This window comes from Methanoregula sp. (genome assembly GCF_049518935.1).
GTDB lineage: Archaea > Halobacteriota > Methanomicrobia > Methanomicrobiales > Methanospirillaceae > Methanoregula.
In genome coordinates this window covers 105,773-119,049 of sequence record NZ_JBEKRH010000004.1, presented here as the reverse complement: position 1 = coordinate 119,049, position 13,277 = coordinate 105,773, and the positions used below count along the sequence as shown (strand labels likewise).

Annotated in this window: 15 protein-coding genes; 13 read left to right on the top strand and 2 right to left on the bottom strand. The window is 55.3% G+C overall.

From position 1 onward, the window contains the following. Nucleotides 1-41 precede the first annotated feature (41 nt). From ABSE13_RS04825 to ABSE13_RS04810, 4 genes are read left to right on the top strand one after another with little or no spacing between them, the layout of a single operon-like run. Nucleotides 42-752, top strand: coding sequence for a transcriptional regulator (locus ABSE13_RS04825; RefSeq protein WP_424027363.1), 711 nt, complete (start codon nucleotides 42-44; stop codon nucleotides 750-752). Continuing rightward, nucleotides 746-1,795: a hydroxymethylglutaryl-CoA synthase gene (locus ABSE13_RS04820; protein ID WP_424027362.1), complete on the top strand. Its 1,050-nt coding sequence runs from the start codon at nucleotides 746-748 to the stop codon at nucleotides 1,793-1,795. Before ABSE13_RS04825 ends, ABSE13_RS04820 begins: the two co-directional genes overlap by 7 nt. Beyond that, nucleotides 1,792-2,958, top strand: coding sequence for an acetyl-CoA acetyltransferase (locus ABSE13_RS04815; protein ID WP_424027361.1), 1,167 nt, complete (start codon nucleotides 1,792-1,794; stop codon nucleotides 2,956-2,958). Before ABSE13_RS04820 ends, ABSE13_RS04815 begins: the two co-directional genes overlap by 4 nt. 1 nt (nucleotide 2,959) lies before the next feature. Next, complete coding sequence (locus ABSE13_RS04810; protein ID WP_424027360.1) at nucleotides 2,960-3,352, top strand: Zn-ribbon domain-containing OB-fold protein; 393 nt, start codon at nucleotides 2,960-2,962, stop codon at nucleotides 3,350-3,352. Nucleotides 3,353-3,865: 513 nt separating this feature from the next. Here ABSE13_RS04810 and ABSE13_RS04805 read toward each other — a convergent pair. Next, a complete protein-coding gene (locus ABSE13_RS04805) occupies nucleotides 3,866-4,798 on the bottom strand; it encodes a class I SAM-dependent methyltransferase (protein ID WP_424027359.1) in 933 nt (310 codons plus the stop codon). 26 nt (nucleotides 4,799-4,824) lie between these two features. On the opposite strand from ABSE13_RS04805, the gene hmgA reads away from it, so the two are divergent. Beyond that, nucleotides 4,825-6,099 carry a hydroxymethylglutaryl-CoA reductase (NADPH) gene (hmgA, locus tag ABSE13_RS04800; RefSeq protein WP_424027358.1) on the top strand — a complete coding sequence of 425 codons (1,275 nt, stop codon included), beginning with the start codon at nucleotides 4,825-4,827 and terminating at the stop codon, nucleotides 6,097-6,099. Between the two features lie 43 nt (nucleotides 6,100-6,142). On the opposite strand, the gene rimI is transcribed toward hmgA, so the two are convergent. Beyond that, nucleotides 6,143-6,628, bottom strand: coding sequence for a ribosomal protein S18-alanine N-acetyltransferase (rimI, locus tag ABSE13_RS04795; RefSeq protein ID WP_424027357.1), 486 nt, complete (start codon nucleotides 6,626-6,628; stop codon nucleotides 6,143-6,145). A 190-nt stretch (nucleotides 6,629-6,818) separates the two neighbouring features. On the opposite strand from rimI, the gene ABSE13_RS04790 reads away from it, so the two are divergent. From ABSE13_RS04790 to ABSE13_RS04755, 8 genes are all read left to right on the top strand, one after another. After that, on the top strand, nucleotides 6,819-8,087 hold the full coding sequence (locus ABSE13_RS04790) for a DUF1015 domain-containing protein (RefSeq protein WP_424027356.1): 1,269 nt from the start codon (nucleotides 6,819-6,821) through the stop codon (nucleotides 8,085-8,087). 45 nt (nucleotides 8,088-8,132) lie between these two features. Further along, the gene (hisG, locus tag ABSE13_RS04785) at nucleotides 8,133-9,005 is read left to right on the top strand and encodes an ATP phosphoribosyltransferase (RefSeq protein ID WP_424027355.1); all 873 of its coding nucleotides are present in this window, start codon (nucleotides 8,133-8,135) and stop codon (nucleotides 9,003-9,005) included. Nucleotides 9,006-9,230: 225 nt separating this feature from the next. Continuing rightward, a complete protein-coding gene (locus tag ABSE13_RS04780; protein WP_424027354.1) occupies nucleotides 9,231-9,818 on the top strand; it encodes a hypothetical protein in 588 nt (195 codons plus the stop codon). 1 nt (nucleotide 9,819) lies between these two features. Next, nucleotides 9,820-10,896 carry a hypothetical protein gene (locus ABSE13_RS04775; protein ID WP_424027353.1) on the top strand — a complete coding sequence of 359 codons (1,077 nt, stop codon included), beginning with the start codon at nucleotides 9,820-9,822 and terminating at the stop codon, nucleotides 10,894-10,896. After that, nucleotides 10,890-11,402, top strand: coding sequence for a DUF7288 family protein (locus ABSE13_RS04770; protein ID WP_424027352.1), 513 nt, complete (start codon nucleotides 10,890-10,892; stop codon nucleotides 11,400-11,402). Before ABSE13_RS04775 ends, ABSE13_RS04770 begins: the two co-directional genes overlap by 7 nt. Further along, nucleotides 11,390-11,770 (top strand): hypothetical protein, encoded by a 381-nt coding sequence (locus ABSE13_RS04765; protein ID WP_424027351.1) that lies wholly within the window; start codon nucleotides 11,390-11,392, stop codon nucleotides 11,768-11,770. The genes ABSE13_RS04770 and ABSE13_RS04765 overlap by 13 nt, the downstream gene beginning before the upstream one ends. Before the next feature lie 31 nt (nucleotides 11,771-11,801). Continuing rightward, the gene (locus ABSE13_RS04760; RefSeq protein ID WP_424027350.1) at nucleotides 11,802-12,209 is read left to right on the top strand and encodes a hypothetical protein; all 408 of its coding nucleotides are present in this window, start codon (nucleotides 11,802-11,804) and stop codon (nucleotides 12,207-12,209) included. 5 nt (nucleotides 12,210-12,214) lie between these two features. Next, nucleotides 12,215-13,039, top strand: coding sequence for a DUF7289 family protein (locus ABSE13_RS04755; protein ID WP_424027349.1), 825 nt, complete (start codon nucleotides 12,215-12,217; stop codon nucleotides 13,037-13,039). Nucleotides 13,040-13,277 lie beyond the last annotated feature (238 nt).

Genomic DNA, 13,277 nt, shown 5'->3' with positions numbered 1-13,277 from the left:
GTTCGTTAATTATATAACACCCGGGCTCCTTGATCATGAGCATGAAATCCGGATTGCGGAACCAGCTTGCCGAGAAGATGGCAGGTGAAATTACGCTGTCGGACTCACCGGGACATGCGCTGAAGAAGTGGCGTATGAACTTTGAGATCGCGCCGGGCGTCCTTTCGGATCGCCTCGCGGTCTCCCCGTCTGTCATCAGCGATTACGAAAGCGGCAGACGGAAAAGTCCCGGCACCGCCGTTGTCGGCAAGATAGTCGACACACTCCTCGCTATTGACGAGGAGACCGGCGGGAAACACATCCAGAAATTCTCAACCATGCTCTTTTCGAATGTCGAGGATGACGTGATCTACGATCTCCACGAGTACGGGAATGCAGTCCCCTTAAAAGACTTTGCCGATGCGATCAACTGCACCCTGCTCTGCGGGTCGGACGACCAGCTCATCTTCGGCTACACGGTGGTGAACAGCCTGAATGCGATCATGCAGCTCTCATCCGATGAGTTCAACCGCATTTATGGCTGGAGCACCGAGCGGGCGCTGGTCTTCACCAACGTCTCGACCGGCAAATCGCCGATGGTTGCGATCCGCGTTACTCCGTTCAAGCCGCGATGCGTGGTGCTGCAGGGAATCGATGCTCCTGACGTACATCCGATTGTGGCAAAGATGGCAGAACGCGATCGCATCACCGTATTCTGTACGAGCATGGATGTAGACAAGATCGTGAGTACCCTGAGGGAGAAAGAATGGTAGGCATCATTACCTACGGTGTGTATATACCGAGATACCGCATTAAGGTCGAAGAGATTGCCCGTGTGTGGGGCGCAAACGCGTCCGACATCACCGGCGGTCTTGGCGTATTTGAGAAGTCCGTTCCCGATATGGACGAGGATGCGGCAACGATCGCTGTCGAAGCGGCCCGCAATGCCCTGCTCCGCAGGCATGTGGACCCTGCAGAGATCGGCGCCGTGTACGTTGGCAGCGAGTCCCATCCGTACGCCGTCAAACCGACCGCATGTACCGTGGGCGAGGCAATTGGTGCCACGCCGAACATGACCGCAGCGGATTACGAGTTTGCCTGCAAAGCAGGCACCGCAGCGATCCAGACCTGCATGGGCATGGTGAAAAGCGGGATGATCAAGTACGGGGTTGCAATCGGCTCCGATGTCTCGCAGGGTGCGCCGAGCGATGCGCTCGAGTACACTGCGGCAGCGGGCGGTGCGGCCTTCGTGATCGGGAACGACGACCCGATCGCCACGATCCACCACACCTGCTCGTTCACGAGCGACACGCCCGACTTCTGGCGCCGCGAGGGCCAGGACTATCCCCGCCACGGCGGCAGGTTCACCGGCGACCCCGGGTACTTCAAGCACGTGAAGGGCGGAAGCAACCTCCTCTTCGAACAGACGAAGAAGACGGCGAAGGACTTCACCTACGCGGTCTTCCACCAGCCCAACGCGAAGTTCCCGCAGAAGGTGGCAAAGGACCTCGGCTTCACCACAGAGCAGATCAAGCCGGGCCTTGTCGTCCCGCGCCTCGGCAACACCTACTCGGGGGCATCCCCGATAGGTCTTGCAGCAACGCTGGACATCGCTAAGCCTGGCGATACGATCTTCGTCTGCTCGTTCGGCTCCGGTGCTGGTAGCGACGCGTTCGACATCGAAGTGACCGATGCGATCAAGGATAAAATCAACCGCGAGGCAGCTCCAAGCGTGGAGAGACTCCTCAAGGACCCCATCTACCTGGACTATGCACGGTACGCGAAACACAAGGGAAAACTGGTGATGCAGGTATGAGAGACGTAGCAGTAATCGGTGTAGGTTGCACCAGGTTCGGGGAGAAGTGGGAGAGTTCGTTCCGCGACCTCTTCGTCGAGGCAGGGGCACTTGCCCTTGAGGATGCCCAGCTCTCCGGTGAAAAGATCGATGCAATGTACGTCGGCAACATGAGTGCAGGCCGGTTCATCGAGCAGGAGCACATCGGTGCCCTGATCGCGGACTACGCAGGAATGGCCACCCGGCACATCCCCTCGACCCGTGTCGAGGCGGCCTGCGCATCCGGCGGTCTTGCCTTTCGTCAGGCCGTGATCGCGGTCGCAAGTGGTATGGAAGATATCGTTGTCGCAGCCGGTGTCGAGAAGATGACTGATGTCGAGCCCGGTGCAACCACCGACGCTCTCACCGGGGCAGCGGACCGCGAGTGGGAAGGGTTTGTCGGCGCGACATTCCCCGGCCTTTACGCGATGATCGCCAACGACTACATGCATAAGTACCACATGACCCGCGAGCAGCTGGCACAGGTGGCCGTAAAGAACCACTACAACGGTGCACGCAACCCGATCGCCCAGTTCCCGCAGGAGATCACGCTGGAAACCGTGTTGCGATCCACCATGGTCGCCGATCCCCTCCGGCTCTTCGACTGCTCGCCCATCACGGACGGGGCAGCTGCGGTCATCGTTGCACCGCTTGAGCGGGCACGTGAGTTCACGGACACACCGATCAAGGTGCTGGCCACCGCACAGGCAAGCGACTCCATCGCCCTCCACGACAGGCGCGATATCTCGACCCTTGACGCGACCGTTGCCGCAGGGCAGCGGGCGTTCAAGATGGCAAAGCTGACGCACAAGGACATCAACATGGTGGAGGTGCACGACTGCTTCTCTATCGCCGAGATCTGTGCCATTGAGGACCTCGGGTTCTGCAGGAAAGGCACGGCCGGCAAGTTTACCGCAGACGGCGAGACCGCGCTCGGCGGGAAGATCCCGGTCAACACGAGCGGCGGCCTCAAGGCCTGCGGCCACCCGGTCGGCGCAACCGGTATCAAGCAGGTGTACGAGATCGTCCAGCAGCTCCGCGGCGACGCGGGCAGGCGGCAGGTCGAGAACGCGAAGATCGGCATGACCCATAACGTGGGCGGCACCGGTGCAACAGTTGCCGTGCACATTCTCGGGAGAGTGTAACATGACGGTAGCACGATTCTGGAGAAAGATCCCCCAGCGCTACAACCTGATCGGCACGAAATGCGAGACCTGCGGAAGGCACTTCTTCCCCCCGCGGACATTCTGCCCTGACTGCCGCAGGACCGGCAAGATCGTAGACCACAAGTTCTCCGGGAAGGGAACCGTGGTGACCTACACGATCATCCAGACTGCACCCGACCAGTTCTCCTCCCCCGGGCCGTATGTGCTCGCCATCATCAAGCTCGATGAGGGGCCCCAGATGACCACCCAGATCATCTGCGACCCCAAAGACGTGAAGTTCGGCATGCGGGTCAAGAGTGTATTCCGCCGGATCGCCACCGATGGCGAGAGCGGCATCATCCACTATGGCACGAAGTTCGTGCCGGTGGAGTAACCTCTTTTTTTGTTTACGACGTGGGAAAGTTCCCGACCGGCATACTGATGATCCGACCCGGTCGGATGAAATCCATGTAAAATACCGGCTTTTAACATCAAGGGGGGGTACCCACCCCTCCCGTTTCATAAGCGGGGGTCGGGGGGTGCCATTAAAAACGAAGGGGGGGAGGGGGTAGCTACCCCTCCCACTGAGAGAGGGGTGGGTACCCCCCGCCGTTGTGATGTATGAAGATGTACGTTTGCCGACGGGAACGATCTGGTTTCGATAGCAAAAATGGCATGTGGGGGGTACCCCCTCCCCCCATGGGGTTGGCAGAATCCGCCTTTCATGGGGTGGATGAATGAGAAATTCAGGAGAGATTTAACGCTCAAGGGGGCTCCGTCCCCGCCACGTGGATGCCCCCGGTTGCGAGATGTCCGAAAAGGTAATGAGTGGCGCAAAACCCGACGAGGCGTTTTGCGCGTAAGGCATCGTAAACGTAACAACAGCGCTAGGTAACAAATTAATGAATTATCCGCAAACCCGCACATCATACACCGCATGCCACTGCCCAGGCGAGTACGACCGCACCACCCGCTCGGAAAGCACCGTTCCACCCAACTCCTGGATCCGGGCGCAGTGCATCCCTTCCGCAGAAACCAGCGAGTAGAAATGGATCGTCCCACCCGGCCGGCAAAGCCGGAATGCTTCCGGTAAAAATTCCGTGCCGGACAATGGCAGGTTCATCACAATCCGGTCAAATTTCCATGGCAGGATACGATCGAGGTGCCGGGCATCCACGAGCATGGAGAGGATATTCTTCGCCCGGTTCTGTGCGATATTCTCCAGCATCAGCTCAATCGCCTTCGGATTAAGGTCCGAGGCAACAACAAGCGAGGCGGGTTTCGCAAGCGTGATCGCAAACGGCCCAACCCCGGCAAACATATCGAGGATGACCTCCCCTTCGTGGACCTGCGCAAGGATCCGCTGGCGCTCGGTAGAGAGCCGGGCCGAGAAGTACGCGCCGGCAAGGTCCACCGCGAACGTGAACCCGTGTTCGGTCACCTGAGTACGGGTCGTGGGTATACCGGCAAGGACCCTGAACTCCCGGGTCCGGTACTCGCCGTGAACCTCGCCCTCGGCAAAGACGACCGTGTGGAGCGAGGGCCGGGAAGCGAGTAACTTCTGCGCACCGCCCGGATCATCATCCTGCATGATCGCGATCCCGCCGACCAGCTCGTGCCGGGGCTGGGACTCCCGGCCCGGGTGTGCCTGGAACCCGCACCACTCCGCACCCTCACGCTCCTCCAGCACCGGCAGGATGAGCGAGTCCCCGTCATGGATAAGCTTAAGCGAGGCATCGAGCGCGCCCTCACGTATCAGCGCCTGCCTCGTCTCCTCTCCCTGCCGGGCCGGCACCCGGACGCCCCATTGCGAGACCGTCATCCTGACCACGTATATCATATCAGTATAGGTGCTAACCATTAATCATGGCTGATGATGCGGAGCGCAGCGCCGGGCAGGGCAGCGCGAAGTCAGGTCACGACAGGGACAGGGATACTATCATTCACCAACGGATCAGGGATGGGACACTGAAACTCTACGAGCTCGAGAAGGAGCTCTCTCCGATCGACGCGATCCGGGTGCGGCGCGAGTTCATCCAGGAGGAAACGGGCACAACACTCGAAAACATCGGCATCCTCTCGATCGATGTCGAACGGGTGGTCAAGCGGAACTGCGAGAACATGATCGGCGTTGTGCAGGTGCCGCTCGGGGTTGCCGGGCCGATCCTCGTCAACGGGGGCTATGCAACCGGGAATTACTGGCTCCCTCTCGCAACCACCGAGGGAGCACTCGTCGCCTCGGTCAACCGCGGGTGCAGCGCGATCACCAAAGCCGGCGGGGCGGAAGTACGGGTTCTCCACGATGGCATGACACGGGCACCGGTCTTCTCGACCGACAGTGTCGGCCACGCAGCGCAGGTCGGCGACTGGGTGAAGGTGCACCGCGAGGAGCTCAGGATAGCAGCCGAGAGCACCACCTCCCATGGGAAGCTGATGGATATTGTCACATTCGTTGCCGGGACAAGCGTCTTTGTCAGGCTCGAATTTGATACCAAAGATGCGATGGGTATGAACATGGTGACCATCGCGAGCGCCAAAGTAGCAGACCTGATTGCGCAGGGAACAGGCGCAAAGCTCATCGCCCTCTCGGGCAACATGTGCACCGATAAGAAACCCGCAGCAATCAACAACATCATGGGGCGTGGCCGGAGCGTGGTCGCAGGTGTTGCCCTCACTCACGAGCTGATCAAAGAGGTCTTCAAGACCGATGCAAAGACTATGTTTGAAGTGAACTACCGCAAGAACCTTGTCGGCTCTGCCCGGGCCGGCTCCATGGGGTTCAACGCCCATGCAGCAAATGTCACGGCTGCTATGTTCATTGCCTGCGGCCAGGACGCGGCGCACGCGATCGACGGGAGCACCTGCATCACCACGGTCGACCTCACCGAGACGGGCGTGTATGTAGCCGTTACCCTTCCCTCGCTGCCGGTCGGTACTGTTGGCGGCGGGACCGCTGTCGATACGCAGCAGGAGTGCCTGAAACTGCTCGGGGTCGCCGGCAGCGGGACACCTCCGGGGACCAATGCAAAGAAACTCGCAGAGATCATCGGAGCCGGCATCCTCGCCGGCGAACTCTCCCTTCTCGGGGCACTCGCCGCCCAGCACCTTGCCCGCGCCCACCAGCAGCTCGGAAGGGGATAATTTTTTCCCCATCCTGTAACACTTTTTTGAAATAATCCCTTGTTCAGAACCGGAACCATTTCATCATGACGAGAGCATCCTCGCCATTTGCATAATACTGGTCCATGCCAAACACCGGGCGGTACCCCATGCGCTGGTAGAACCGCTGCGCCATTGTATTGGACACCCGGACCTCCAGCTGGATACCGGTCCCGAGTTCCAGCGCAACCTGGTGCTCAAGCCGGTTTACGAGGAGTTTTCCTATGCCTTTGCGCCGGTAACGCGGGTTTACACCGAGGTTGCAGAGATGGCCGTAGATATTCTCCCCGGTATCCTCAAGAGCCCCGACGACGAAACCCTGGACAGCGCCGTCACAGACTGCAACAAAATAGGTGGAGGGGTAATATGCGAGCGCTTCGATGAAGACCGTTTGGTCCCATGGGTCGATGAAGGATTCCTTCTCGATGGCGACGATAGCCGGTATATCGGCCGGCATCGCTCTGCGGATGAGCGGTAACGGGAAGGTGGCAAGATCGTGCGGCCGGATCATCTGGGGGTCCCCTTGTGCCCTGCTGGAATATGCATGAGCACCCGGGACAAAAAATGTTTGCCCCCGGGGCAATTGGAGAGGGGGAAGAGGCTTACGGATTTGCAGGCATTCCCGTCCTGTCTTTGGATATATATGGGATCAGCCCCAACAATGAGAGCAACTTGCGTACCGTTTCGGGGCGTTGTCTCTCATGGTGAAGATCTATCGTTTTGCAGGTGTGCGGCCTGTTCCCTCGGCCGCCCCGGAGATCGCAGCAGTGCCGTACGATGTCGTGACCGCGGAAGAGGCGAGGGTGGCCATAGCAAAGAACCCGAAGAGTTTCCTCCGGGTGAGCCGGTCCGATGCCGAACTCCCCGGTATTCCCCCGCACGACGACCGGGTCTATCAGCGGGCGCACGAGAACTTCGAAGCCCTGAAGCGCGACGGGCTCATGAAACAGGACACTGAACCAGGGTTGTACCTCTACCGCGTGCAGCAGGGCGGCGACACATTCCTTGGCCTCTGCTGCTGTCTTGACGTGGACGATTACCGGAAGAACAACATCCGGCGGCACGAACAGACCCGGTACGACAAGGAGGAGGACCGGACCCGGCATATCGAAGCAGTAAAGGCCCACAACGGCCCCGTGGTGCTCCTCTACCGGAATTCCGGTGATCTCTTCTCTTCGATCGAATCACAAGTGGCAAAAAAACAACCGGTTGCCGAAGTCCGGACGGAACAGGGTATTCTCCACCAGATCTTCCGGATCACTGATCCTGACGTGCTCTCCCGGCTCGAACACCGGTTCTCCTCCGTTCCTGCCCTCTATATTGCTGATGGGCACCACAGGGCAAAGGCGTCCGTGAACCTTGCGGACCGGATCATCGCTGCGGGCAGGATCCCGGACCCGGAGGTCTGCCGGTTCATGGGCGTGATGTTTGCCCACGATCGGGTAAAGATTCACGGGTACAGCCGCCTCCTCACGGATCTTGGGAGTTATACACCGGAAACATTTCTTGAGACACTTAAAAAGTCGTTTGCAGTGCAGCCGTACGGGGCGCTGGATGGCTGCGGGTACAATATTCCCCCGAAGATTGTCCGTCCCGAACGGTATCACGTAGTCCACGTCTATCTTAGCGGGAAGTGGTATGAGTGTACCCGTCCGATCGCGCCAAGTGTCTCCCCCCTTGAAGCGCTCGATGTCGCCGTACTCCAGACGCACGTGCTCGAAGGGATGCTCGGCATCACCGATCCCCGCGGGGATACCCGGCTCCAGTACCTTGGCGGGGCACGGCCGGTCTCGGATCTCCAGAAACTGGTAGACAGCGGGGAGTTCAAACTTGCGTTCGCCATGCAGCCGGTCCGGGTGGAGACCGTCCTTTCCATAGCAGATGCCGGCGGCGTCATGCCCCCAAAGTCCACATGGTTCGAACCCAAACTGCTCAGCGGTCTTGTGATCCACACGTTCGACAAGCCGTAACTCTTCCGATCCCTTAATCGTTTTTTACAGCGTTGGTGTTATGGTATGATCACCATCGCACTCCCGAAAGGCAGCCTCGAGACCCAGACGCTCCAGCTCTTCAAGGAAGCTGACCTCGAGGTCAGGCGCACCGACCGGGACTACAACCCCCGCATTGCCGATCCCCGTATCGGCAAGATCAAGATCCTCCGCCCACAGGAGATCCCGACCTATGTCGAGAAAGGGTACTTTGATCTCGGCATCTCCGGGCTCGACTGGGTGCACGAGACGAACTCGGACGTGGTGGAAGTTGCCGACCTCTCGTACAGCAAGACCGGCGAGGGTAATGTCAAGATCGTAGTGGCAGTGCACCGCGACGAACCGATCGGGAATGTCAGCCAGATCCGGCCGGACAGCCGGGTCACAACCGAGTACCCCGAGCTCACCCGGAAGTTTTTCGAGCGGCTGAACATCCCGGTCCAGCTCTTCCACTCGTACGGGGCTTCGGAGGCAAAGGTTCCGGACCTCATGGACGTAGTCGTGGACCTGACGGAGACCGGCACAACGCTGCGCAAGAACGGGCTCAAGATCATCGGCCAGATCATGGAGTCGCATACGGTGATCATCGCCAACAAGGCGAGCTGGAGCGATCCGGAGAAGCGGCGGGAGATCGAAGAGATCAGGACGCTGCTATTCGGTGTCATTGAGGCCCGGCACAAGGTACTCCTGACTATGAATGTCCCGACCGGGTCGATGGAGGCGCTTGTTGCTGCGTTACCGGCAATGAAAAAGCCGACTGTCAGCCGGCTCCACGGGATCGATTATTACAGTATCCAGACCGTTGTACAGAAAAGTGCGGTCAACGAGCTGATCCCGAAACTCAAGCAGTGCGGGGCGGAAGATATCCTCGAGATCCCGATTTCGAAAATCGTTCCCTAATGCCAAAAATCCCAGAAATCCTTTTTATTATATGCGCGAACCGGGCACAGCCCGGGAAAACCGGGTAAATCCGGTACTTACTAATAAACATTCCCAGACCGCAATTCGTCCAGCGCGTGCCCCGATAGATGAAATCTGGATTCCGGGTCAGAAAAACACCAATATTTATATCAGGTATTCGCCAATAAGGCATTAAGGAAGAATATGCACAGATATCGTCCTTTGATGATCACCATCGCTCTCCTCTTTGCGATATGCCTTTTCAGCGCATGCGTCTCCCCTCTGGGTCCTGTAAATCAAACGCCGCAGATGCCCACGCCCAATGCATCTCCGAAAATTGACGTAGGCATTACATCAATAAATATAACACCAGATCTGAGCCCCATCAGTTTTGACGAGGCGAAAGGTAAACTGAAATCCAGTGAGTCACTGTCCTTAAATCAATTCCAAAAAGAGACAAGGATTTTGTTCATCCAAGGGGGCAATCTTGATGAATCGGGAAATGCCGAACGATGGGTTTTTGGTATTAACAAGGGGGATACCAATGAACTGAGGGTCTATGATCATTCAGGCTGGACGATCATCGCCTGGAACAATTCCATCTCTGCAGACGAGATAGATTTGGACCACGTAGTATCTCCCGCGGCCATATTTGATCAAAACAAGGATCAGATCCTCGAAAGCTCTCCTTCAACAATTACTGCCCAACGGGACATTGAACTGAGAAACGGAACCTATACACTCACCATAACTTCCGGGAGCACTTCAGAAATCCTGATGTTCAATGCAACTACAGGTGCGGCGATTGAATAATATGAGTGATGAAACAGGAAATCTCTCAATGGATTTTCTTATCGGCTTTACGATATTCCTGCTTGCGTTCATCTGGGTAGCATCCATGATTTCCGGTATCATGGTGGGTCTTCAGTCAAGTCACATAGATTATGATGCAGTTGCTTACCGGACCGGAGTAATACTTGTAGAAGATCCCGGTTGGCCGGCGTCTCCGCCATGGGAATTCTACGAGGATGCCCAAAAGTATGAAATATCCCGGTTCGGTCTTGCGATCTCAAAGGATGCCCCCGGAATCCTCTCTCAGGACAAAATCAACCGGTTCTTCTGCTCATCGTTTATTTATCCTGATGACTATCATTCCCGTGCAATTTTCGGGGATTATCCCTACAGCTTCAATATTTCTGTTACAGATATGGGAACGGGCACGGGTCAATCCATAGGAGAGGTTCTCCCTGACGGGTACGGTTATATCCGCCGGCTCGTAAAAATCAAAAGTAACAGCAATGCCACGATCGGCTCATCATATATCCTTGCGCACAAGTATAACAACACCGCCATACCCTCGGATTATAATGTCACCCACCATGAATTTTCGATTCTCATAAATAGTACCAATCTACAGGGAGAGATGAGGAATCCGGCGTACCAGATAGATCCATCGAGGGATCAGATCATGATCAATGTAACTGATCTTCGATCAACGATATTCCCGGCACCGCCCACTGCTTCAGCTTCATCAGTCAATATCCGACTGACTAGTATCAATGTCTACAAACTGGATGGGGGTACACTATCCATGGTTCGTACGTTCAATACACCGTATATCGACGGCAATAGTACGATTACAGTACCTCCTGTTGTGGTTCAGAATAATATATCCCTGATAATAAATCCCCGCGTCTTCGATATTATGCAGGCAGGTTATTCCCAGGTGTATTTTAATCTCAGTTTCGATATGCAGGATAGCTTGGGAGCTCCAATAAAAAGTTCATTTTTAAATAATTCGCTCTCAAGCCCATTTGATTACAATTACAATCCTGCAAATGTCACCCAGCCCCAGCTGAGGGACGCTGTCGTGGAGGTGGCAACGTGGTGAACGATAAGGGGCAACTGTATACCATAGAGGGGGTTGCCGCCGGGCTCATCATGCTTTTAACTGCATATATGGTCGTAGGAGGAACATCGATTTACACTCCCGGGGATGCACACATCAGTGATATGCAGCTGGAAGGGCTGGGGAGCGACGCGTTGATACTGATGGACATCGCTCCGAACAGCTCTGTGATGGAAAGCCCGCTCCAGCAGATGATCGAGAACGATTCTTATGGTGGGGGACAGTTCAGGAACATGTTCATGAATTATACCAATGCTTCCGGATACGGCCCGAAGCATGACATTCAGTTTTCTGCAAATTATACGTACGTGGTGCCCGGTACGGGTACGATCATGAGTACCGCGATCAATTCCTCGCGTAACCTGACCGGAGGAGAGCATGCGGTCCGGGTGACAAGATGGGTGATCGTGAACAAGAAACTGCCCCCGGTCGGGGGGACTCTTGAGAACCGGGCGGTACTTGTGGAGGTGCTTCTGTGGCGCGACTGAATGATGATGCCCAGTGGATCATCCTGATGGGGTTTCTGGTAAGCTTCAGCCTGTTCTTTCTGGCACTGGTCATCAACCAGTCAACGGTAGTTGGACAAACAACTGCAGAAAGTGTTATTGAATTCCCAAAAAATGATATCAGGGACATCAACCATGTGATCAAAGAACATGCTGGAATTAACGGCGCGATTGGTGACCCGGTATATCATGACATCATAAGTCTCTCTATACAACGGAAAGACGCAGTCGTCAATTATACATTAAGTACCACTTTCACACGATCATCAACAGAGGATGAGCGTAATTATTCCATGATACACTACAACAACGGGGTGACGGCTTATAGTGAAAACTGGACCTCATACTAAGTTCCCCCATACAGAGTCCGGGGTAGCGAATTTGATCGAGTACATCATGGTGAGCGGGATTCTCATGACCCTTCTTGTAGTAATGCTGCTGCTGGTGAACTCAATGTTCATGGAGACACCTGCCGACACCCTGACCTATGTCGCTTTCACGGATATCGGCAACGGCGTTTCCACCCGGATTGTTGATGTGTATGCCCTTGCACCCAGTGATGGCTCGATTACTACTAACTTTGACATCCCGGAAGATGTGGCTGGAAAGGATTATTTCGTTCTGATCGGACAGGGAGATAACCCGATAGATCAGGATGTGGAAATATCCCGGGATTTCATTGATATCCATGTTTCGCTCGCCGGTATCGGGGCATCCCGCGGGGTAGCGGGTAATACAACAGGCAGGGGATTGAACAGGATCAGTTATAATTCGGGTGGGTTTTCTTAATGGCGATGAGAAAGTACAGTTTATCAGAGAGGGGCGTTTCTGAAGCGATAGGATTCATCCTCATCTTCAGCATGGTGATCGCAGGAATAGGGTTGGTAACCCTGTATGGATATCCCATGCTCATGCAGCAACAGTCGAGTGCAAACGAACAGATCATGGAAAAGAACATGATTGTCCTGCAAAACGATGTGAAAAGTCTTGCATACAAGACCGTGCCTTACCAAGAAACATCACTTAAGGTAGAGGGGGGGTCACTGACGGTTTATAATACAACGTCCATTCCGGCGGTCTTAAAGATTGATATTACGAATTGTGGGGCCACTCAGTATGTGAGTGCGTTCCAGTCTGGCGATTTACGGTACTCATCGGAAAGTGCAGGCACCGACATATCCCTCCAGAACGGTGCTGTGGTGATGCGCCCGCAGGTTTCGCCGGGGTCCGTTAATGGATCCGTTATGCTTGCAGAGCCACGATGGTTTTATGATAACCAGACGAACACGATGGTGATCAATCTTATAGGAGTCAATAATACTGGAATCATGTCACGGACAGGCATCAGCACGGTGGACACTGCATTAGGAGAAATTAATTACACATATGTCTCGCCGGTTAATGGGCCCCTGTGTGTAGTATACACTCCTGATCCCGGTCAGGATTATTCTGTTGCCTGGGATAATTATTTCATGGAAAACCTGAACAATCCCCCGGATATCAGTGTTTCACGGAGCGGAACACCGGGTAACGGGGCACAACTCACCTATACAGTATCGATTTCCCAGCCGATGACGCTGGTCATCAAAAGATATGATGTAGTTATCAAATCACTCTGATGCATTCCCTTTTTTACGGACATCAGCACGTTCCTGATACGCTCCGGTCGGATTTCTTCTATTCAAAAATAGAGGAAGACCGGTTTCGAACGAATTTGCTTACAATACCAAGAACGGGAGGGAAACATTCAGTTTACGGAGAATTATTGGTTATTTTGAGAATGCAACAAAGATATGGGGCGTTTGGACAATACAAAATAATATATATCATAACATACTATTACCTTTTCCAAGGTTG